At 66.7% G+C, this 18,614-nt stretch carries 23 protein-coding genes and 1 pseudogene; all 24 read right to left on the bottom strand.

The window, feature by feature from the left end; genetic code table 11:
• Nucleotides 1–3: 3 nt before the first annotated feature.
• The gene (locus ACFQ0E_RS14015; protein WP_386824836.1) at nucleotides 4–315 is read right to left on the bottom strand and encodes a FliM/FliN family flagellar motor switch protein; all 312 of its coding nucleotides are present in this window, start codon (nucleotides 313–315) and stop codon (nucleotides 4–6) included.
• Nucleotides 312–1,088, bottom strand: coding sequence for a hypothetical protein (locus tag ACFQ0E_RS14010; protein ID WP_386824834.1), 777 nt, complete (start codon nucleotides 1,086–1,088; stop codon nucleotides 312–314). The genes ACFQ0E_RS14015 and ACFQ0E_RS14010 overlap by 4 nt, the downstream gene beginning before the upstream one ends.
• Complete coding sequence (flgF, locus tag ACFQ0E_RS14005) at nucleotides 1,088–2,233, bottom strand: flagellar basal-body rod protein FlgF (RefSeq protein ID WP_386824832.1); 1,146 nt, start codon at nucleotides 2,231–2,233, stop codon at nucleotides 1,088–1,090. The genes ACFQ0E_RS14010 and flgF overlap by 1 nt, the downstream gene beginning before the upstream one ends.
• An 18-nt stretch (nucleotides 2,234–2,251) precedes the next feature.
• Nucleotides 2,252–2,668 (bottom strand): flagellar hook assembly protein FlgD, encoded by a 417-nt coding sequence (locus tag ACFQ0E_RS14000; protein ID WP_386824830.1) that lies wholly within the window; start codon nucleotides 2,666–2,668, stop codon nucleotides 2,252–2,254.
• A 3-nt stretch (nucleotides 2,669–2,671) separates the two neighbouring features.
• Entirely contained in the window at nucleotides 2,672–3,541 is an 870-nt protein-coding gene (locus ACFQ0E_RS13995) for a hypothetical protein (RefSeq protein ID WP_386824828.1), read from the bottom strand.
• Nucleotides 3,538–4,002 carry a hypothetical protein gene (locus ACFQ0E_RS13990; protein ID WP_386824826.1) on the bottom strand — a complete coding sequence of 155 codons (465 nt, stop codon included), beginning with the start codon at nucleotides 4,000–4,002 and terminating at the stop codon, nucleotides 3,538–3,540. The genes ACFQ0E_RS13995 and ACFQ0E_RS13990 overlap by 4 nt, the downstream gene beginning before the upstream one ends.
• Entirely contained in the window at nucleotides 3,999–5,330 is a 1,332-nt protein-coding gene (locus tag ACFQ0E_RS13985) for a FliI/YscN family ATPase (protein WP_386824824.1), read from the bottom strand. Before ACFQ0E_RS13985 ends, ACFQ0E_RS13990 begins: the two co-directional genes overlap by 4 nt.
• Nucleotides 5,327–6,046, bottom strand: a complete 720-nt coding sequence (locus ACFQ0E_RS13980; RefSeq protein ID WP_386824822.1) for a FliH/SctL family protein — start codon at nucleotides 6,044–6,046, stop codon at nucleotides 5,327–5,329. Before ACFQ0E_RS13980 ends, ACFQ0E_RS13985 begins: the two co-directional genes overlap by 4 nt.
• Nucleotides 6,046–6,498 carry a hypothetical protein gene (locus ACFQ0E_RS13975; RefSeq protein ID WP_386824820.1) on the bottom strand — a complete coding sequence of 151 codons (453 nt, stop codon included), beginning with the start codon at nucleotides 6,496–6,498 and terminating at the stop codon, nucleotides 6,046–6,048. The genes ACFQ0E_RS13980 and ACFQ0E_RS13975 overlap by 1 nt, the downstream gene beginning before the upstream one ends.
• The gene (fliF, locus tag ACFQ0E_RS13970; RefSeq protein ID WP_386824818.1) at nucleotides 6,495–7,883 is read right to left on the bottom strand and encodes a flagellar basal-body MS-ring/collar protein FliF; all 1,389 of its coding nucleotides are present in this window, start codon (nucleotides 7,881–7,883) and stop codon (nucleotides 6,495–6,497) included. Before fliF ends, ACFQ0E_RS13975 begins: the two co-directional genes overlap by 4 nt.
• A gap of 66 nt (nucleotides 7,884–7,949) precedes the next feature.
• Nucleotides 7,950–8,261, bottom strand: coding sequence for a flagellar hook-basal body complex protein FliE (fliE, locus tag ACFQ0E_RS13965; RefSeq protein ID WP_386824816.1), 312 nt, complete (start codon nucleotides 8,259–8,261; stop codon nucleotides 7,950–7,952).
• On the bottom strand, nucleotides 8,261–8,668 hold the full coding sequence (locus ACFQ0E_RS13960) for a flagellar basal body rod protein FlgC (protein WP_386824814.1): 408 nt from the start codon (nucleotides 8,666–8,668) through the stop codon (nucleotides 8,261–8,263). Before ACFQ0E_RS13960 ends, fliE begins: the two co-directional genes overlap by 1 nt.
• A 2-nt stretch (nucleotides 8,669–8,670) precedes the next feature.
• A complete protein-coding gene (locus tag ACFQ0E_RS13955; RefSeq protein ID WP_386824812.1) occupies nucleotides 8,671–9,042 on the bottom strand; it encodes a flagellar basal body rod protein FlgB in 372 nt (123 codons plus the stop codon).
• A 48-nt stretch (nucleotides 9,043–9,090) separates the two neighbouring features.
• Nucleotides 9,091–10,152: a flagellar basal body P-ring protein FlgI gene (locus ACFQ0E_RS13950; protein ID WP_386824811.1), complete on the bottom strand. Its 1,062-nt coding sequence runs from the start codon at nucleotides 10,150–10,152 to the stop codon at nucleotides 9,091–9,093.
• Nucleotides 10,153–10,232: 80 nt separating this feature from the next.
• A complete protein-coding gene (locus ACFQ0E_RS13945) occupies nucleotides 10,233–10,826 on the bottom strand; it encodes a flagellar basal body L-ring protein FlgH (protein ID WP_386824809.1) in 594 nt (197 codons plus the stop codon).
• Nucleotides 10,827–10,861: 35 nt separating this feature from the next.
• Nucleotides 10,862–11,452 carry a flagellar basal body P-ring formation chaperone FlgA gene (gene flgA / locus ACFQ0E_RS13940; protein ID WP_386824807.1) on the bottom strand — a complete coding sequence of 197 codons (591 nt, stop codon included), beginning with the start codon at nucleotides 11,450–11,452 and terminating at the stop codon, nucleotides 10,862–10,864.
• Nucleotides 11,453–11,595: 143 nt separating this feature from the next.
• On the bottom strand, nucleotides 11,596–12,360 hold the full coding sequence (locus ACFQ0E_RS13935) for a flagellar hook-basal body protein (protein WP_386824805.1): 765 nt from the start codon (nucleotides 12,358–12,360) through the stop codon (nucleotides 11,596–11,598).
• A gap of 46 nt (nucleotides 12,361–12,406) precedes the next feature.
• Entirely contained in the window at nucleotides 12,407–13,093 is a 687-nt protein-coding gene (locus ACFQ0E_RS13930; RefSeq protein ID WP_386824803.1) for a flagellar hook-basal body protein, read from the bottom strand.
• A gap of 7 nt (nucleotides 13,094–13,100) precedes the next feature.
• The gene (gene flhA, locus ACFQ0E_RS13925) at nucleotides 13,101–15,161 is read right to left on the bottom strand and encodes a flagellar biosynthesis protein FlhA (protein ID WP_386824801.1); all 2,061 of its coding nucleotides are present in this window, start codon (nucleotides 15,159–15,161) and stop codon (nucleotides 13,101–13,103) included.
• Complete coding sequence (locus ACFQ0E_RS13920) at nucleotides 15,158–16,228, bottom strand: EscU/YscU/HrcU family type III secretion system export apparatus switch protein (RefSeq protein WP_386824799.1); 1,071 nt, start codon at nucleotides 16,226–16,228, stop codon at nucleotides 15,158–15,160. The genes flhA and ACFQ0E_RS13920 overlap by 4 nt, the downstream gene beginning before the upstream one ends.
• 1 nt (nucleotide 16,229) lies before the next feature.
• The gene (locus ACFQ0E_RS13915; protein WP_386824797.1) at nucleotides 16,230–17,006 is read right to left on the bottom strand and encodes a flagellar biosynthetic protein FliR; all 777 of its coding nucleotides are present in this window, start codon (nucleotides 17,004–17,006) and stop codon (nucleotides 16,230–16,232) included.
• A 2-nt stretch (nucleotides 17,007–17,008) separates the two neighbouring features.
• Nucleotides 17,009–17,272: a flagellar biosynthetic protein FliQ gene (locus ACFQ0E_RS13910; RefSeq protein WP_386824795.1), complete on the bottom strand. Its 264-nt coding sequence runs from the start codon at nucleotides 17,270–17,272 to the stop codon at nucleotides 17,009–17,011.
• Between the two features lie 15 nt (nucleotides 17,273–17,287).
• Nucleotides 17,288–18,109 (bottom strand): tetratricopeptide repeat protein, encoded by an 822-nt coding sequence (locus ACFQ0E_RS13905; RefSeq protein WP_386825392.1) that lies wholly within the window; start codon nucleotides 18,107–18,109, stop codon nucleotides 17,288–17,290.
• A gap of 234 nt (nucleotides 18,110–18,343) precedes the next feature.
• A pseudogene (locus ACFQ0E_RS13900) lies at nucleotides 18,344–18,436 on the bottom strand (hypothetical protein); the annotation flags it as partial.
• Between the last annotated feature and the right edge of the window lie 178 nt (nucleotides 18,437–18,614).

Raw genomic sequence — 18,614 nt, 5'->3', positions numbered from 1 at the left:
CGTTCAGGCCACTTCGAGGATGCGGATGCCGAAGTGGTCGTCGACCGCGAGCAGTTCGCCGCGCGCGACCGGCTTGCCGTTGAGCATCAGCGTCAGCGGCGCCTCCAGCAATTCGTTCATCTTGACCACGTCGCCCGCCGCGAGCGAGAACAGCCGTTCGACGGACATCGTCACCGTGCCGACCTGCGCGGTCATCGAGACCTGGACATGACCGATCAGGCCGATGTCCCTGGACAGCCCGGCTGCCGCCGTCATCGGGGCCGCATTGTCGAAGGCTGCACTGGCCGTCGTGTCTTCGGCGAGATTGCTTTTCATCGTGATGTTTCCTTCTTGAAATGGAGTTGGGTCACCTTCAGCGCGCGGTGCGCGCCGTCGGCCACGAGCGTGCCGCCGAGGATGTCCTCGCCGCGCGAGGAGACGAGGCGCAAACCGGCGCTGACCGGGATGGCGGTCTTGAGCACCTCACCCGGCTTGAGCGACAGCGTGTCGGCCAGCACCGTCTGCCCCAGGTCGAGCACGGCATCGAGGGTCGCATCGACCGGACCGATGGCGGCGCGACGGGGCACGAGGGGCTCGCGTGCGATCTGCACCGCCGGCACCAGGCGAGCGCACAGGACCGCATTCGCGCAGAGCTCGATGCGGATGACGCCGATGGAGAGCTGCATGCCGAACGCGCCGAATCGCGATCCGATGTCGGACGGCGCCGGTGAGCCGTCGATGGCGATCAGGCTGGTCGGTGCCTGCGCGCCGAACAAGGACCGCATCAACGCCGTCAGCGCGCGCTGGCCCAGTCCTGCCGATAATCCAGCGTCGTCGGCCGTCGTCGTGCCCGCGAGCAGGCAACCGAAATGCTCGAAGGCGCGCGGCGACAGGCGCATGCTCAGGAGGGCGTCGCCATCGCGGAGCGTGTACCAGCGCCCTTCCCCGCCCTGGTCCGGACGGTGGTCCGCCGGCGCATCCACGGCAACACCGGACGCCTTTGATGCGGACATCCATTGCGACGCCCATTCGGCGATGCGCGCATCGAGCAGCGCGCGCAGGGCATCGGCCCGCGACGCGCCCTGCCAGCGCAAGGGCAGCACGTTCATCAGCCGCCCCGCGTGCTGTTGTAAAGCTGTTCGAGCATCTCGTTGCTCACGCTCATCACGCGCGAGCTGGCCTGGTAGCCGCGCTGGATGATGATCATGTCGGCGAACTCCTGGGTCAGGTCGACGTTCGACATCTCCAGGCTGCCGCCGGCGATGCGACCGAAGCCGCCATTGGTGGGGCGGCCGATCTCGCGTTCGGTGACGGTGACGCCGGAAATCAGGCGGCCGCCATCGAGACGCAGCGAGCTTTCGTTCGGGAAACGCGCCAGCGCCAGCTGCGGGCCGCTGCGACGTTCGGAAGCCGAGTAGACGAATTGCAGGATGCCCTTGTCGTCGAAGCTCATCTCGACCGCACCCAGCAGGCCGTGGCCATCGACCACGCGCGAGCTGAGGTTGGTCGGCGAACCCTGCAGCGAGTACATGCCGTCGGTGGTGCCTGCGGTGCCCAGGTTGAGCGTGATGACCTGGTTGTTGCCGTTCGGTCCGGGCAGGGTGACGGTCACGGTGTTGCCGGCGGACGGCGTGCCGTTGGTGAAGGTCACCTGGCCGGTACCGACGGACGTGCCGGCGGCATTGGTGACGTTGACCTGGAACACGCCGTTGCCGTTGTTGGTGAAACGCACGGCCAGCTGCTGCGAACCGCCCTGCGCGTCGAAGACGGTGATGCTGTTGACATCGGTCGTGGTCGACGTGGTCGCGATGTTGCCGGTGATGCGCACGGAGGTCGTGGCGACGGGCGGAATCGTGCGGTAATCGTCGAAATCGATCGGGGTCAGCGCGCCCGTGCTGTTGAACGCCATGACGCGATGGCCGCTGACGGAATCGACCAGCAGGCCCTGATCGTTGAAGCGGAACTGGCCGGCGCGCGTGTAGTACACGTTGCCCTGTTCGTCGCTGAGGATGAAATAGCCTTCACCCTGGATGGCGACGTCGGTGACGTTGCCGGTCTGGCGGATGTCGCCCGCCTGCGTGCGCAGGCCTTCGCCGCTGATGCGCGTACCGCGTCCGCCGGCCACGTTCGAGAAGAACGAGTCGCTGCCGCGGAAGCCCGGGGTATTCATGTTGGCGACGTTGTTGCTGACGGTATTGAGGCTCCTCGAGAAGCTGAAGAGGCCGGAGAGGCTGTTGAACAAGGCTTGGAACATGGCTTACTCCTCGTGGAATCAGGGCGTGACCAGGGTGACCTGGGAGAGACGGATGCCGGTGCGCACCGTGCCGGTGGTCGGCGTGACGGTGAGCTGCGCACCGCTGCTGGAGAAATTCACTGCGGTCACCGTTCCGATGAACGGCGTGCCGCCCGCGTTGACCTCGACGCGGCGATTCAGCAGCGACACCGCCTGGGACGTCGCGTTCATCGACAGCAGGTCCGTGGTGTTCTGGCTGGTCTGGCGCGACTGCTCGAGCGCGGTGAACTGCGCCAGCTGGGACAGGAACTCGCGATTGTCGACGGGTTCGAGCGGATCCTGGAATTGCAGCTGGGTCAGGAAGAGGCGGATGAACTCGTCCTGGTTGATGCTGCTGCTACTGCTTGCGTTCGTGTTCTGGGCGTTGAGCACGCCACCGATGGCATCGACCGGCATGGATTACTCCCTGTGTCCGGAAAAGGCGGCGAGTTGGGGGTTGCGCCAGAGTTCGCGGCCGTTCACGACGATCCGTTCGAGGCCGACGCCCTGCGACTGGGCGAAACTGCGGAGGCCTTCGACGACCCGTGCGGCCTGGTCGTCGTCGATGCTGAAGTCGCGCAGCCAGACCACGGCGTCACGGCCATCGCGCTCGATCCACTTCATCCAGCGCGCCAGCCATTCGGCGGCAGCGGGCGCGTGCGACGACATCGTCTTCAGCGCGGCGACATCGTCACGCGTGCGATTCGCAGACTGCGAAGTCGATGCCGCGATCACGGCTCCCGTGTTGTCGAAGGCAGGCAAGGACCCGCCATGCGACGCGAGCGGAACGCCCGGCGAGGCGGTCGCGGAAACAGCCTGCGCATCCAAGCCTGCATGCGCTCCGCTCGCGACGGAGAGCGCCCCGGGCATGCCGGCCATCGCATTGGCATGCGCGAGATGGCCGCTGGCCATCAGGCGCCACGGCATCGCGACGACCTCGCGCTCGCCCTGCGGATTGCGCACGTGCAGTTCCAGCGTTGCAGCGACGAAGTCGCGCCAGCGCGTCGAATCGAGCATCAGGCTGGTGGAATCGGACATCAGCCCCGCAGCGCCGCGCGCGTCGGGGACACTGCCTGCGGCATCGCCCGGATTGAGGACGAATCCCTGCGCCATGAGCGGATCGCCCACCATGGGATCAGGCAATGCAGTCGATGCCTGCGCGTTCGCGCCAGCGTCACCCTGCCCCGGCTGCATCCACGGCAGGAACGATGGCGTGCCCGGCGCAGCCTCCTGCTGTGCGGGCGAAGGCCCCGGCTGGGGCATCGCGATGTTGAGCAGCGGATCTATCATGCAGCTTCTCCCTTGTACGAATCGACGGCGGTGGCGACCAGCAGGGACGCCATCTGGTCGAACAGTTTCTTTTCTTCCTGATCGCGCGCTTCGGCGACAACACGGTCGCGACGGGTTTCCGCGACGCGCGTGCGCGTGCGCGCATCGACATGCGCAGCGATCGCCTCGTCACGTTCGCGCTCGCACTGGCGCAGGGCATCGCGACGCCTGGATTCCTCGTCCCGCGCGAGACCTTCGAACTCGGCAACGGCCTGCAGCAGCGTGAGATCCAGCGCACCGGCCGACAGCAGCTCGTCCCGACGTCGTGCGATGGTCTCGGCGACGGCACTCGCCTTGTCGAGCGCATCGTTCGCCGCCAGCACACGTGCGGACGCCTGCTGGCAACCACGCTCGGCCAGCGCTTCCTCGAAGGCGCGCCAGCGAACCAGCGTCGAGATCGCGGGTGCGTAGCGGGCACTCATGCTCCGCCCCTCTGGCGCAGCGCGGCGGTGAACTGACGCATGGCCTCGGCGCGACCGGAGAACTCACGCGGCGTCTGCTGCAACACCTTGTCGAGCGGCGCCTTCACGTCGATTGCCGCATCGAGCGCGGCATTCACGCCGCGCTGATGCGCACCCAGCTCGATCAGGTCGCGCGATGCGGCATAGACCACCATCTGTTTCTTGACGTCGCGGGCCGTCGCCTGCTCGGCGTCGCTCGCGACATGGGACATCAGTCGACTCGCGCTGCGCAGCACGTCGATCGCCGGATGGTGTCCGCGCGAGGCCAGGTCGCGATCGAGCACGATGTGTCCGTCGAGAATCGCGCGCATGTGGTCGGTGACCGGCTCGTTCATGTCGTCGCCTTCGACGAGCACGCTGTAGATGCCCGTGATCGCGCCACCGGCACGCAGCCGACCGCAGCGTTCGAGCAGCGTCGGCAGCTTGCTGAACACCGAAGGCGTGTAGCCACGGAAGGTCGGCGGCTCGCCGATGGCCAGGCCGATCTCGCGCTGGGCCATCGCGAACCGGGTCATCGAGTCGACGATGAGCAGCACCGACTTGCCCTGGTCGCGGAAATACTCGGCCATGGCGTGCGCCGCGTGCGCGGCGTGCGCACGGACCAGGGCTGGCTCGTCCGAGGTGGCGACCACGACGACCGAGCGCTTCAGGCCCTCCGGACCGAGCGCATGGTCGAGGAATTCGCCGACTTCTCGGCCGCGTTCGCCAACGAGCGCCAGAACGGTGACATCGGCCACCACCTGGCGCGCCAGCATGCCGAGCAGCGTGCTCTTGCCGACGCCGCTGCCAGCCATGATCCCGACGCGCTGTCCGTGGCCCAGCGTGAGCAGACCGTCGATCGTGCGCACACCGGTTTCGAGAACGGTGTCGATCGGCGCGCGCGCCATCGGATTGATCGGTTCGCGATAGAGCGGGTATTCGGTGTCGAAGCGAATCGATTCGCCATCGTCCAGCGGCCGGCTGAAAGCATCGACCACGCGACCCAGCAGGGCATCGCCCACCGGGACGGTCATCGGCCGGCCCGTCGCGCGGATGATGCTGTGCGTCGAGATACCCGCCAGATGCGCATACGGCATCAGCAGGATGCGTTCCTGGCGGAAACCGACCACTTCGGCCATGAAGCCGCCATCCGGATCATGCTCGGATTCGATCGTGCACAGCTCGCCGAGCCGCGCCTCCGGGCCGATCGCCTCGATCACCAGGCCGTTGTACGACACGATGCGGCCGAGCTGGCGTCCCACCGGCATGCGGCGGATATTGGCAAGGAGACGGTCGGCGAACGCGTTCACGCGCGCGGCTCCCGGGAAGCGTCGAGGCTGGCCAGCAATTGCTGCCGAAGCGCATCGAGGCGATGTTCGAGACTGATGTCGTAGAGTCCCTTGGCGCTTTCGACGCGGCATTGCGCGGCAGCCAGGCGGGCATCGCCTTCCACGCGGATCTCGGCATCGGCCAATGCATCCTTCACGACGGCCAGCGCACCCGGATGCACGCGCAGCACGATCGGGCGCATCGGGTACTCGGCGAGGGCCTCGCGGCAGTAGCCGAGCACCAGCGTATCGTCGCGCGCGGCATCGGCGACCACGCGGGCGGTCGCGGCGAAGGTGGCCTGCACGGTCAAGGTCTCGACATCGCGCTCGAGCGCGGATACGGCGTCCGGCAGCGACTGGATCAACGCTTCGAGACGTCGCGTGGCATCGGCGAGGCGCTCGGTTTCCTTGCGGTACTTCTGCTCACACACCTGTTCGGCATCGCGCGCGCGGGCCTCGATGGTCTTTTCCGCATCGCGCATGCCGGCGGCCAGGCCTTCCTTGCGCGCTGCCTCGAGCACGCGCTGGCGCTCCTGCTCGATCAGCACGCGCGGATCGGGCTGCGCCGGAACGACGACGGCATCGGTCGGCGCACTCGCCTCATCGTCTTTGCGGACAGGCACCGGGCGCGGCTTGAGCAGATCCGACAACCCGACGATGCGCGCATCGGCAGCGACGCGTTCGATAGGGGACGACATCAGGCGGCCTCCCGGGACGCCAGCAGCGCGACGACCTCGGCCTTGATCGCATCAGCGACCTTGTCCGGCATCGGCCCGATGGCATCCAGCTCGCGCTTCACCTCGGCGGCCCTGGGCGCATCGAGGAGCGACAGGCAGAAGTTGCGATCCACGCCCGGCCACGCGACGAGCGCACGCGCGAACCACGCAGGCGGCAGGCGTCGCGACAGCGCGACGATCTGGTCGAGTTCCAACGAGTTGCGCGCCGTGAGTCCCCAGACCTCTTCCGCCAGCAGTTCGTCGGCCAGATCGGCGACGGAAAACGGCATCGCTTCGAGCTCATCGACCAGGCGGCGCACCGAGACGGCCATGACGCGCGGCAGGCGCGACAGCAGCCGGCGTCGGTCCTCCTTGCGCATGGTCATCAGCAGCAGCGCGGTCTTGCGCTGTCCCTGCGTGGTCGGCGTGGTCATTGCGGCAGCGTCCCTTCGGCCAGCCATGTGCGCATCTTGCCCAGCACGGCTTCACGCTCGGTCGGTGTCAGCTTGGCGGGACGGCGCTGCAGCGCCAGCGCGACGGTGACGCCGAGCACGAGCCCGACGACGATGAGCAGCAGCATCTTCGACCAGGCCGGCCATGCCTGCGCATCGAAGCCGACGCGAACCGGCGCACGGGCGGACACAGCATCGGCACTCGCCTCCTCGGCGGTGACGGGCGGTACGGCCTCGCCTTCGCGCTGCGCGAAGCGCAGACCGCGACCGAGGCGCGAGACTTCCAGTCGGTCGCCACGCACCTCGTCGATGCCGGCTGCGGTGGCGATGAGCGATTCGATGCGCGCCAGTTCGCTGTCGTCCATCGACATCGGCAGGATCACGGCCACCGAGACGCGCTGGACGCGGCCCGGCGCGAGCGCGATCTCTTCGCGCAGCGTGCCATGGCGGAACTCGACATCCTCGTTGTTCTGGCGCGGTGCGTCGCTTTCGGCATCCGCATTCGAATTGGAATTCGTCCGCTTGCGCACCACGACGGCATCGTCGGTCATCGGCCGCTCGTTGACGCGACGCACCGCATCGAAGTCGAGCTGGACATCCACGGAGACGCGGTAGTCGCCCTCGTTCAGGACCTGGGCGAGCAGGTCGTTGACCTTGGCCTGGATCCGCGACTCGACCCGGGATTCCTCCTCGTCGCGCGCATCGAAGCTCTGCCCGGTCGTGCCGTCGCCGCCGGCCAGCAGGTTGCCGGCCGCATCGAGCACGGCGACCTGCGACACCGACAGTCCTTCCACCGCCGCCGCGACCAGGCCACGAATGCCGCGCACCTGGTTGCGGGTCAGCTGCTCGCCGGGACGCAGGGTCACGGCGACCGACGCCTTCGACTGCTCCTGCTCGCCGACGAACAGCCCGGGGCGGCGGATGGTCAGGTGGACCCGCGCGTTCTCGACCGCAGGCAGGGCCGCGATCGTGCGTTCGATTTCGCCCTGCAGCGCACGCTGGTAATTGACCCGCTGCGCGAACTCGGTGACGCCGAAGTCGGAATCGTCAAACAGCTCGAAGCCGACAGCGCCGCCACGCGGAATGCCGGCGGAGACGAGGCGCATGCGCGTCTCGTACATCATCTCTTCGGGTACGGCGATGCCGCTGCCGCCATCGACGATCGTGTGCGGCACCTTCCATTCGTTCAGCGCCTCGACGATCTCGGCGGCATCGGTTTCCTTCAATCCGCCGAACAGCAGCTGCTCGCGCGGCGACATCAGCCACCACAGCATGGCGGCAGTGATCAGGACGATGACCAGTGCGCCGACGGCGAAGCCGATGCGCGCGCCGCGTTCGAGGGCCTGGTAGAACTTGAGGGGATTCATCTCGGAGGATCCTGGGTGAAAAGATCAGCGGGCCGTCGGGGACGACCGATCGGACGCTTCGCGGCGTCAGAGCTGCATGCGGTTGAGTTCCTGGTAGGCCTCGACCAGGCGATTGCGGACCTCGACCACCAGCATCAGGTCGAGACGAGCCTTCTCCATCGAGATCATCACGTCGTGCAGCGGAATATCGTCGCCGGCCGCCAGGCCGCGCACCTTGGCATCGGCATCGCGCAGGCTCGCATCGACGCGATTGAGGCCGGCGCCGATCATGTCGGCGAAATCCGCGCCCGGAGTGCGCAGGTCGATCGTCGGCGAAATGCCGGGAGCATCCGTGACGGCAGCGAAGGGAGAGACGGAGGCGACTGCTTCGATGGACATCACTTGGCTCCGATTTCGATGGCGCGCAGCATCATGTTGCGCAGGAAGTTGAACGAGCGGACGTTGGCTTCGTAGCCACGGCTCGCGGTCATCATCGTGGTCATTTCCTGGACGAGGTCGACCTGCGGGTAGCGCACCATGCCTTCGGCATTGGCCATGGGATGGCCCGGATCGTGGACCTCGCGTGTCTGCGCTTCGCGCTCGCCGATCACCAGATCGTCGGGCGATCCGGCGACGCGCGCGAAGCCTCCGGCAGCGACACCGCCGTCCACGCGCCACAGCGTCGCCGCCTTGCCGTGCGCCACAGGCACGTTGGCATTGGCGATGTTGCGGCTGGCCGCATCCAGGCGGAGGCGTTCGTAATCCATGCCGGCGCGCACGGCTTCGAGTGCGGAATCGATCGCCATGATCAGATCCTCCCCGCGATGGCGATGCGCATCAGACCGAACTGACGGTTCAGGGCTTCTGTCAGCGCCTGGTACTCGACGCCTGCGGCGGCGATGTCGCCGATCTCGCCGTCGAGGCGGATCGCGGCGCCCTCGGTGGCGGGCTCGATGCCGGCGAGTTCCTGTCCGGCCGCCGTGAGGAGATGCGAGATCTCGACTTCATTCCCGGACCGTGCCACTTCGCGCAGCGCCGCCTCGACCTTGGCGAAGTCGACGCGCAGTGCCGTGGCATCGGGCTTGTTCGCATTGGCGACGTTCATGCCGGCCACGCGCGCACGGATATCCTGCATGTTCAGCGCGAGGCGCACGGCATCGATGGTGTTTTCTGTGTTCATCTCGTGTTCGTCCTGTCCGTTTCGGATGACCGGTGACTGGCGGGCCAGTTACTGGATGATCAGTTCGCCGTCGAGCGCGCCCGCGGCCTTGATGGATTGCAGTACTGCGATCACGTCGCGCGTGCTCAGCCTGATCGCGCGCAGGGAGGCGACCAGGTCGCCGACAGAAGCGCCTTCCGGGACGCGCACCAGCGGCGCTTCGCCCTCGCCCACGCGGATCGATGTCTGCGGGACGACGACGGTGCCGACATTCGCGCCCGGGCGTACCAGGATGCCGTTCGGCTGGGACACGCTGTAGTCGGTGCGGATCTCGACCTTGAGGCTGCCGTGCGAAATGCTGACCTCGCCCAGGCGCACGTCGCCACCGGCCACGATCGTGCCGGTCCGCTCGTTGACCACCACGCGCGCGCGGCGCTGCTGGTCGATGGCGATGTTCTCGATCCGCGCGATCTCGGCGACGATGTTCTGCGGTGCGCTGCCGTAATCGACGACCACCTTGCCTGCATGCTCCGCATGCACCTGCGTGGCAGGCAGCGCGGCGCGGATCGCGGCCGCGACACGGTTCGCGTTGGTGAAGTCCGCTTCGTTCAACAGCACGCTGAGCGAACGCCCGTCGCCGGCAACGCGCAGCGGCGAGGCCTGCTCGACGGTCGCGCCGGAAGGCACGCGGCCCACTGTCGGATGATTCTTCTGCACCGACGCGGTTTCGCCTTCGAACAGGTAGCCACCGTTGAGCACGGCGCCCTGCGCCAGCGCGTAGAGCCGACCGTCCGGACCCATCAGCGGCGTCTGCATCAGGGTGCCGCCGTTCAGGCTGCGCGCATCGCCCGACGACGCGACCTGCACATCCAGCGACTGACCGGGTTCGGCGAAGGCCGGCAGGCGCGCGGTCACGATGACCGCAGCGACGTTGCGGCTGGCCAGATCGGCCTCGCTCACGTTCACGCCGAAGTTGCGCAGCGTATTCGCGATCGACTGCACGGTAGCGCGATTGCGGATGGAATCGCCGGACCCGGCCAGGCCGAAGACCAGGCCGTAGCCGGTCAGCGGATTGTCGCGGACACCCGCGATGCGAGCGATGTCCTTGATCCTGACTTCGGCCGCATGCACGGGCGCGATACAGCCAGCGACACCAGCCAGAACGAGGGACGCCGTGAGCGATGCGGTAAAGAAGACGCGGGGAAGATGCATCACAGCAACCTCAGCCATTTGAAGACGCGATAGAGAATGCTCTGGCGAGTCGATTCGCTGACGACGCCGACGCCGAGCAGTTCGATGTCGGCGTTGGCGATCCGGTTGGACCAGACCGCGTTGTCGGCGCCGATGTCCTCGCGCCGGACCACGCCGGACAGGCGTATCTTCTGGCGCTCGCCATTGACGATCAGCGACTGCTCGCCGGAAATCCGCAGTGCACCATTCGGTTCGACACCGACGACCTGCGCCGACATCTGCGTACGCAACTCGCCGACACGCGTGGTCTGCGCGCCCGAGGCGTTGCCGCCACCGAGCCCCAGGCTGGCGCTGTAGTTCGTCGAAGGCGCAGCGAGGCCGACGTTGAGATCGAGTTCGCTGCCGGCTTCGGTCGCCGCCTGCGACTTCGCGCGCGTCGCTTCCAGCACATTGATCATCACGATGTCGCCGGTGCGATAGGCCCGATGGTCGGCCGCGAGGCCGCGGTACTGGTTCGGATCGATCAGGCTTTCGCGACCGGCGACCGGCGGGCCATCGGCGGCCTGCACGGCTGCGCCGGCGGCCAGCAGCATCAGGCATGCGAGCCGGCGCATGCGCGATGGGGCGCGGTGTGGTTCAGTCCATCTGTTCATTCGAGAATCACCTTTTGTTTATCGATCACCCGCGCCTTCACCACATCGGTCGAAGCGTCAGGACGCACGGACACGATCTGGCCGATGCGCGCATCGCCGAGCGCGATGCCCGTCGTCGTGACCCGCACCGTGCCGCGCACGACTTCGATCCCGACGCTCTGCCGTTCGGCGACATCGGGCATCGGTTCGAAATCCGACTGCAGTGCCGGCTCCCCCGCACGCACCGCACGCCGCACGCGAAGACCGGACAACGCATCCGCATCGACGACCTGCGCATCTCCGCAACATGTCATGTCGACGTCTCCGGGCACGAGATGCAGGGTCTCGGCCGGCGATCTGGCGGACGTGTTTTCCGCGTAGGTCGGCACGCTGCGGACATCGCTGAGCGACACCCAGGCCGTCAGCGTCCGCACGTTGCGGCCATCGATCAGCACACGCACCGGAACGCCCGCGCGTGCGCGCGGCCAGCGTCCGGCGATGCTGCCGACCTCCAGCTTCACGCGCCCGGCAGGCAGAACCTGGTCGCGCAGTCCTTCGATCGCCACCACGCGCGCCTGGCTGCGTATGTCGCGCAGGCGCGCGACCACGGCCGTCTCGACCTCGCGCTGCAGGTCTGCGACGGACACGGTCTGCGTCTGCTTCTGTGCCTGCATAGACGTCGGCGAAGCCGCGGCGATGAAGGCGAGGACGATGGCCAGGGAAGCGTGCATGCGAATGGTCGGCGTCGGAGTCAGCGACGGAGGTTGTTGATCGTTTCGAGAATCTGGTCGGAGGCCTGAAGCACGCGCGCATTGAGCTGGTACGCGCGCTGCGCCAGCACGAGCGCGGTCATCTCCTCGACCATCTCGACGTTGGCCATTTCGACGTAGCCCTGCTGGACCTTGCCGAAGCCGGTGTCGCCCGGGCGGCCGTAGGCGGGCGCACCCGCCGCCTCGGTGGCCGTGAAGCGGTTGTCGCCGATCGCGACCAGCGCATCGGAAGCCGCGAACGCGGTCAGCTCGATCGCGCCGAGCAGCGTGCGCTCGGTCTGCCCTGCCAGCAGTGCGGTCACTTCGCCGTTGGGCGCGACGCGGACCTGCGTGGCGTCGGCGGGAATCTGCACCGGGCGCGACAGGCGCAGGCCCTGCACGTTGACCAGCTGCCCCTCGGCATCCAGGCGGAACTGGCCATCACGGCTGTAGACCAGCGTGCCGTCCTCGGCCTCGAATTCGAAGAAGCCGCTGCCCAGGATGGCCAGGTCGAGCGGATTCTGCGTCGCGCGCAGCTCGCCTTCGCCGAACATGGTCGACGTGGAGTGGATGCGCGTGCCATTGCCCGTCGACTCGATCTGGCTACCCGTGGCGGCAGCGACGCCCGCGGTGGCGACCTCGACGAAGTTGACGCGCCCGCGCTTGAATCCGGGCGTGTTCATGTTCGCGACGTTGTTCGAGATCACGTCGATCTGCTTCTGTCCGCTGCGCAGGCCGCTGGCGGAGATGTAAAGTGCGTCGATCATGTCGTGTGTCCTGTGTCGAAAGCGGTGTCTTGTTTGAATCGGCGGATCAGTTGCCGCCGATCTGGTTGATGCCGGTGTCCATGGCCTTGTCGTAGATGCCGATCGCGCGCTGCACCGATTCGGCATGGCGGGTGAGTTCCATCAGGCGCACGGTTTCCTCGGCGGCATCGACGTTGGCGTGCTCGACCGCACCCTGCACCACGCTGCCCTTCCATTCGGCCAGCGGACCGTCGTAGGCATAGGCGCCATTGCCGACCGCGCGCAGTCGCGACGCGTCGCCCACCGCGACGATCTGCAGCTGTCCGACCGGTGCATCGCCGACGAACACCTGGCCATCCCGGCCGAAACGCGCCTTGCCGGCCGGCATCTGCAGGGGGCCGGCGTAACCCATCGCGAGATCGCCGGCGACCGTGGCCAGGCGCCCTTCGTTGTCGATCCGCAGCGAACCGGCGCGGGTCAGCAGCATCTGTCCATTGCGTTCAACGACGAGGAAACCCTCGCCGCGCAGGGCAATATCCAGTTCGCCGCCGGTCTGCGCCAGCGCGCCGTCGCGCTGGTCGATGGCGGTCGCGAACCTGCGCTCCGCCGATGCCGCATCGGGCTGGAATTCCGGAATCGCGCGCACTGCGCGATAACCGGGCGTATGCATGTTGGCGACGTTGTGGCTGACCGTGGACAGCGTCTGCACATCGTTGCTGAGGCTGCGGGCGATCGCTTGCAGGGTATCGGTCATGGTGTTCTCACGCGGCAGCGGCCTGGATGGAGGCGAAGGAACGGACGGACTGGTTGACGGGAATCTCGTTGAGACCGATCACCGTGACGTAGGGCATGGAGCGCTGCAGCATCGCGCGCAGCGGTCGCCGGATCGGCGCCGGGCACAGCACGACCGGCGCGAGGTTGCGGCCCATCATGGCCTCGACCTGGCGGGTCAGGTTCTTCATGAACGCATCGAGCTGGCCCATTTCGGTGAACAGCGAAGAGCGCTGTTCGCCGCGTGCATTCGTGAGCAGCGCGCGCTCGAAATCAGGCGCAAGGGTCAGGACGTGCAGATCGCCCTGCGCATCGCGCAGGCCCTGGCAGATCGCGCCGCCCAGACGCTCGCGGACACGCTCGGCCAGCTCTTCGGCCGCCTTGGTCGTCTTGCCTGCGTCGACCAGGGTTTCGAGGATGGCTTCGAGGTTGCGGATGCTGACCTGTTCGCGCAGGAGATGCTGCAGCACTTTCTGGATGTCGGAATAGCTCATCACCGCCGGCACGAGTTCCTCGATCAGCGAACCATGCTGTTCCCGCATCCGCTGGAGCATGCGCTCCACGCCGGCGCGCGTGAGCAGTTCCGCAGACTGACGCTTCATCAGTTCGCCCAGGTGCGTCATGAGCACGGTATCCGGATCCACGATGGTGTATCCGGCGGTGCGCGCCGCCTGGCGCGACTGCTTGGAGATCCACTGCGCAGGCAGGCCATAGGCAGGGTCTCGCGTCTCCGGCCCCTCCAGCTTCATGCGGCTGCCTCCGGGATTGATCGCCAGGACGTGGTCGAGCATCAGCTCGCCACCGCCGACGCGACTGCCGTGGAAGTGGATTTCGTAGGCCTTCGCCCCGAGTTCCATGCGCGGCACCACCTGCAGCTTCGGCATGAGGAAGCCGAGATCCTGCGCGATCTGCTTGCGCAGGGTCGCCACACGTTCCTGGAAGTCGCTGTCTGGCCCCGAGAACAGCGACGACAGATCGGCACCGTGGCGGATTTCCAGCGGCTCGATGCGCATCCACTGCTGGATTTCATCGCTGGCCTTGGTCTGCCCCGTACTGCTCGCAGCGTCGGCCTCGCCTTCCGCTTCGGCTTCCTTCGCGGCACGCAGGCTCATCCAGATCAGGCCGGCCAGCGTCAGCAGCACCACGAACACCGGCACCTTCGGGAATCCCGGCAGCAACAGCGTGAGGAACAGCGCCACGCCGACGATCATCAGGGCCTTCGGATTCGCCAGCACCTGGCGCGGAATCTCGGTGCCGAGCTGGGCATCGGCCGCAGCACGCGTGATGATGACGCCGGTCGCGACCGCGATGACGAGGGACGGGATCTGGGTGACGATGCCGTCGCCGATGGTCAGCAGGGTGAAGCGCTGCACGGCCTCGCCCCACGGCAGGCCGAGCTGGGCGATGCCGATCGCGAGTCCGCCGACGATGTTGACCAGGATGATGATGATGCCGGCGATCGCGTCGCCCTTGACGAACTTGGTCGCACCATCCATCGCGCCGTAGAAGTTCGCTTCCTTCTCGATCAGCGCCCGTCGACGCCGTGCCTCGTGCTCATCGATCAGCCCCATGTTCATGTCGGCGTCGATGCTCATCTGCTTGCCGGGCATGCTGTCCAGGGTGAAGCGCGCGGCCACTTCCGCGACACGCTGCGCGCCGCTGGTCACCACCACGTACTGCACGACCACGAGGATCAGGAAGACCACCGCGCCCACGACGTAGTTGCCGCCCACGACGAACTCGCCGATCGCGTTGATCACACGCCCGGCGTCCGCACCTTCGAGGATGAGGCGCGTGGCCGAGACGTTCAGCGCCAGCCGGAACAGCGTCGCCAGCAGCAGGATTGTCGGGAAAGTCGAGAACTTCAGCGGCGTCTCGGTGAAGAAGGTAACCAGCAGGATGAGCAGGGCCATGCTGATGTTCGCCACCAGCAGGAAATCCAGCAGCATCGGCGGGATCGGCACGAACAGCACGATGAGGACGCCGATGACCAGGCCGATCAGCATCAGGTCGCGCTTGCCGCGCCACAATTGCAGGAACAGTTCCTTCATGCGCCGGTCTCCCGTTGCGCGGCCCAGAGTTCACGATAGACAGGCGCCAGTTCCGCGTAGCGGTCCGCTGGCACCATGCCGTCGATCTCGCATTCGCTGTACAGCGCCCGCGCCAGTGCCGGGACGCGCACGATCGGCACGCGATGCCGCGCGGCGAGCCTGCGGATCCGGCTGCTGAGGAGCCCCGCCCCTTTCGCCAGCACCACCGGCGCCAGCGTTTCGCCAGGGCGATAGCGCAGCGCGACCGCGACATGCGTCGGATTGGTCAGCACCACGTCGGCCTCGCGCACCCGCCCCAGTGCGCGCGTCTTCTTGAGCAGCTCGCGGATCTGCTGCTTCTGTTTCGACTTGACCGTCGGATCGCCATCGCGCCGCTTGATCTCGTCCTTCAGCTCGCGACGACTCATGCGCATCTTCTTCATGAATTCGCGCCGTGCGAACAGCAGATCGATGAAAGCCAGCAGCGCCAGGACCATCAGCACATAGACCGATGCCTTGATGAACGCGGACAGCATCAGCGAGCCGATGCGCCTGGGCAGGGTCATCGCGACCGCCTCGGCCAGCGCCGCGCCTTTCCAGACGAAGATCGCGCAGATCGCACCGAGCAGGATGAACTTCGCGGCCATCTTGCCCAGCTCCCACAAGGTCCGCATCGAGAAGATGCGCTTGATGGTCTGCATGGGATTCATCCGCTTGAAGTCCGGTTTCAGCGGATGCGTGGTGAAGATCGGGCCGGTCTGCAGCAGATGGCCCACCACCGCAGTGACGAGCAACCCGAGCACGAGGGGCGTCAGCGCCTGCCAGACCGGCGCATAGACGTTCGACATCCAGTCGAAGAGTGCGCCATCGATCGTCGAGACCTCGCCGGACACCGCAATCATGCGTCTCGTGGCGTTGGCGAGCTGGTACGCGACGCCCGCGCCGGTCAGGCCGATGATCGCGGCGGCCACGATCATGATGAGCGTGCCCGGCACGTCGATGCTCTTCGCGACCTCGCCGCGCTTGCGCGCTTCCTCCAGGCGAAAGGGAGTCGGCTCTTCGGTCTTGTCCTTGTCAGCTTCGGACACGTCAGCCTCCCAGCATGGCAGGGACGCGCGAGAACGCGTCGTGGTAGAGCCGCAGCATCAATGCCGGCACGTAGCGGAGCGTGGCCACCAGCAGCAGCACGGCCACGAGGACCTTCAACGGCAGCGCCAGGAAGTACACGTTCGCCTGCGGCATCGACCGCGTGGCATAGGCGACGCCGACATCGACCGCGAACAGGCCGAGCAGCACGGGCGCCGCGATCATGAGAGCGAACAGGAAACTGCTGCCGAGCAGACCGAAGAAGGCCTCCATGTTCAGCCGCGCTTCGTGCCCGCCTAGCGGCAGCACCTGCATGCTGCCGACCAGGCCGCGATAGAGTTCGAGATGCAGATCCAGCGTGAAGAACAGGACCGTGGCCAGCAGCATCAGCGCCGTGCCGAGCAGGGACTGCGGGTCGCCTTCGGCGCCGGGATTGAACAGGGTCGCCGCACCGAGACCCGCCTGGATATCGATCAACCAGCCCGCGCTGTGCAGCGCAGCCTGCGGCACCATCACCACCAGGCCGAAGACCATGCCGATCGACAGTTCCGCAAGCGCGGCGACGATCCAGCCTTCCACGCCGCGGATCGAAAACCCCGGCACGGATGCCGGCATCGCCAGCACCGTGAGCCAGGCGAGGCCGAGCGCAAGCGTGATCCGCACCATCGCCGGCGCCCAGCGCAAAGGCGAGAAACCGGGCAGCACGACTGCAGGCACATAGCGCAGGAACGCAAGTGCGATCAGGCCGGCGAGCTGCTGCAGACTGTCGATCGACGCCATGCTCAGAGGCTCCCCGCGATTTCGAACATGCGCCTGGACATCTCCATCGCAACGGACAGCATCCAGCCGCCCAGTGCGAGGCAGACGATAATGACGACGATGAGCTTCGGCACGAATGTCAAGGTCATTTCCTGGACCTGCGTCACGACCTGCACGATCGAAATCAGCAGGCCGATGACCAACGTCGTCAGGAGAATGGGCGCTGACACTTTTGCAGCCGACAGCAGCATGTCCGTCAGCAGACGGAGAGCGAGATCTGAATCCATGGGGGTCTGGAACCGTCAGCGATTTCCGCTGGTCAACGTGCTCTTGAGCCGGTGCGCGAATTCGCTCACGGGCATGCTTGCGAACAGTCCGGTCTGCGGCAGCAGCTTCGCGATCTGCGCTTCGGAACCTGCGGCATCGCCGCGCGCTTCCATGAGCAATGCCTGTGCGTAGCGTGCGGTCGCAGCGTTGGGGTCCAGACGCAGCGCGCGCCGGATCGACAGGTCAGCCTCGTCGTACTGGCCGCGCAATGCGGCGATCAATGCGAGGCCGCCATGCGTGTCGCCGAAGTTGCGATCGACTTCGTGGGCGCTGCGATAGCTCGCCTCCGCATCGTCGATGCGCCCCATGAGCAACTGGCACCACGCCAATGCGTGCCATGTGCCGATGTGGTTCGACATGGTCCGCGAGGCATGCGCAAGCACCTCACCGGCGCGCGGCAGCTCATTGCGGAGCATCAGCAGTTGGCCGTAACCGGAGAGCGCACGACCGGAGTTCGGATGACGTTCGAGCGCACGCTCGAACAGCGGTTGCGCGGTGTCGACATCCTGCTGCCAGAGGCAGAGTGTCGCAGCGACCAGCAGCGCCTCATGCTGGTAGGGATCGATCTCGAGCGCAGTGCGCGCGGTGTAGGCGGAAGCGTCCTGCTCGCTGCCATCGAACTGGGCCAGCGCCTTGACGCCGAGCGCGACCGGGTCGCCTGGACGCATCGCAAGCGCTTCATCCGCGCTGGAGACCGCAAGCGCGAAGTCGGCCTGCATCAAGGCAATCCTGGATTTCAGTATCAGGAGTTCGGGCGTCGCGCCGAAGGCGTCGAATGCGGCCGACAGCGTGCGCATCGCTTCGTCCGCATGCTGCATGCACAGTTGGGCGAAGGCGAGGTCGTGTCGCAAGGCGACGCCGTCGAGCCCTTCCTGCAGCATGGCTGCGTGGATCGAAGCAGCATCCGCGTACTCACCCGTGGCCAATGCGCAGCGCGCCAGGCGAAAGCGTACACCCGGAGCGAGCGCGACATCCTGCGGAAGGGAATCGAGCACATCGCGCGCTGCGATCACCTCACCGAATGCGAACAGGGCATCGGCAAGATCGCAGGCGAGGTCGGGATTGTGGGGATCTTGCGCCAAAAAATCGCGCAGGCGCGCAGCGCGCACTTGATGGGTACTCATCAGGCGTGTGTCTCCGTGGGTTTGTATACCCAACACCCCTCATCCCCATGAAGGCACGTCGAGTCCTTGCAGCAACATGAACTACGCGAAGTTACCGATCCATGTGCCTTGCTTCCTGTAGTGAAGCCGTGTGATTCGCGTCTCTCTTTTTTACGCTAACCGACCGAAAAGACGGTTG

This window comes from Lysobacter brunescens (genome assembly GCF_042677005.1).
Lineage (GTDB): Bacteria > Pseudomonadota > Gammaproteobacteria > Xanthomonadales > Xanthomonadaceae > Lysobacter_I > Lysobacter_I brunescens.
The sequence above is the reverse complement of the archived record's forward strand: the minus strand, read 5'-3'. Positions and strand labels throughout refer to the sequence as shown.

What these genes read in the sequence shown, in the direction of transcription:
- ACFQ0E_RS14000 (WP_386824830.1), bottom strand. Translation starts at nt 2,668, where the DNA reads ATGCCGGTCGATGCCATCGGTGGCGTGCTCAACGCCCAGAACACGAAC.
- ACFQ0E_RS13980 (WP_386824822.1), bottom strand. Translation starts at nt 6,046, where the DNA reads ATGTCGTCCCCTATCGAACGCGTCGCTGCCGATGCGCGCATCGTCGGG.
- ACFQ0E_RS13960 (WP_386824814.1), bottom strand. Translation starts at nt 8,668, where the DNA reads ATGGCGATCGATTCCGCACTCGAAGCCGTGCGCGCCGGCATGGATTAC.
- ACFQ0E_RS14010 (WP_386824834.1), bottom strand. Translation starts at nt 1,088, where the DNA reads ATGAACGTGCTGCCCTTGCGCTGGCAGGGCGCGTCGCGGGCCGATGCC.
- ACFQ0E_RS13955 (WP_386824812.1), bottom strand. Translation starts at nt 9,042, where the DNA reads ATGAACACAGAAAACACCATCGATGCCGTGCGCCTCGCGCTGAACATG.
- ACFQ0E_RS13910 (WP_386824795.1), bottom strand. Translation starts at nt 17,272, where the DNA reads ATGGATTCAGATCTCGCTCTCCGTCTGCTGACGGACATGCTGCTGTCG.
- flhA (WP_386824801.1), bottom strand. Translation starts at nt 15,161, where the DNA reads ATGAAGGAACTGTTCCTGCAATTGTGGCGCGGCAAGCGCGACCTGATG.
- fliF (WP_386824818.1), bottom strand. Translation starts at nt 7,883, where the DNA reads ATGAATCCCCTCAAGTTCTACCAGGCCCTCGAACGCGGCGCGCGCATC.
- ACFQ0E_RS13995 (WP_386824828.1), bottom strand. Translation starts at nt 3,541, where the DNA reads ATGATAGATCCGCTGCTCAACATCGCGATGCCCCAGCCGGGGCCTTCG.
- ACFQ0E_RS13975 (WP_386824820.1), bottom strand. Translation starts at nt 6,498, where the DNA reads ATGACCACGCCGACCACGCAGGGACAGCGCAAGACCGCGCTGCTGCTG.
- flgF (WP_386824832.1), bottom strand. Translation starts at nt 2,233, where the DNA reads ATGTTCCAAGCCTTGTTCAACAGCCTCTCCGGCCTCTTCAGCTTCTCG.
- ACFQ0E_RS14015 (WP_386824836.1), bottom strand. Translation starts at nt 315, where the DNA reads ATGAAAAGCAATCTCGCCGAAGACACGACGGCCAGTGCAGCCTTCGAC.
- ACFQ0E_RS13945 (WP_386824809.1), bottom strand. Translation starts at nt 10,826, where the DNA reads ATGCGCCGGCTCGCATGCCTGATGCTGCTGGCCGCCGGCGCAGCCGTG.
- ACFQ0E_RS13930 (WP_386824803.1), bottom strand. Translation starts at nt 13,093, where the DNA reads ATGACCGATACCCTGCAAGCGATCGCCCGCAGCCTCAGCAACGATGTG.
- ACFQ0E_RS13935 (WP_386824805.1), bottom strand. Translation starts at nt 12,360, where the DNA reads ATGATCGACGCACTTTACATCTCCGCCAGCGGCCTGCGCAGCGGACAG.
- ACFQ0E_RS13905 (WP_386825392.1), bottom strand. Translation starts at nt 18,109, where the DNA reads ATGCGCACGCTGTCGGCCGCATTCGACGCCTTCGGCGCGACGCCCGAA.
- ACFQ0E_RS13915 (WP_386824797.1), bottom strand. Translation starts at nt 17,006, where the DNA reads ATGGCGTCGATCGACAGTCTGCAGCAGCTCGCCGGCCTGATCGCACTT.
- ACFQ0E_RS13990 (WP_386824826.1), bottom strand. Translation starts at nt 4,002, where the DNA reads ATGAGTGCCCGCTACGCACCCGCGATCTCGACGCTGGTTCGCTGGCGC.
- fliE (WP_386824816.1), bottom strand. Translation starts at nt 8,261, where the DNA reads ATGTCCATCGAAGCAGTCGCCTCCGTCTCTCCCTTCGCTGCCGTCACG.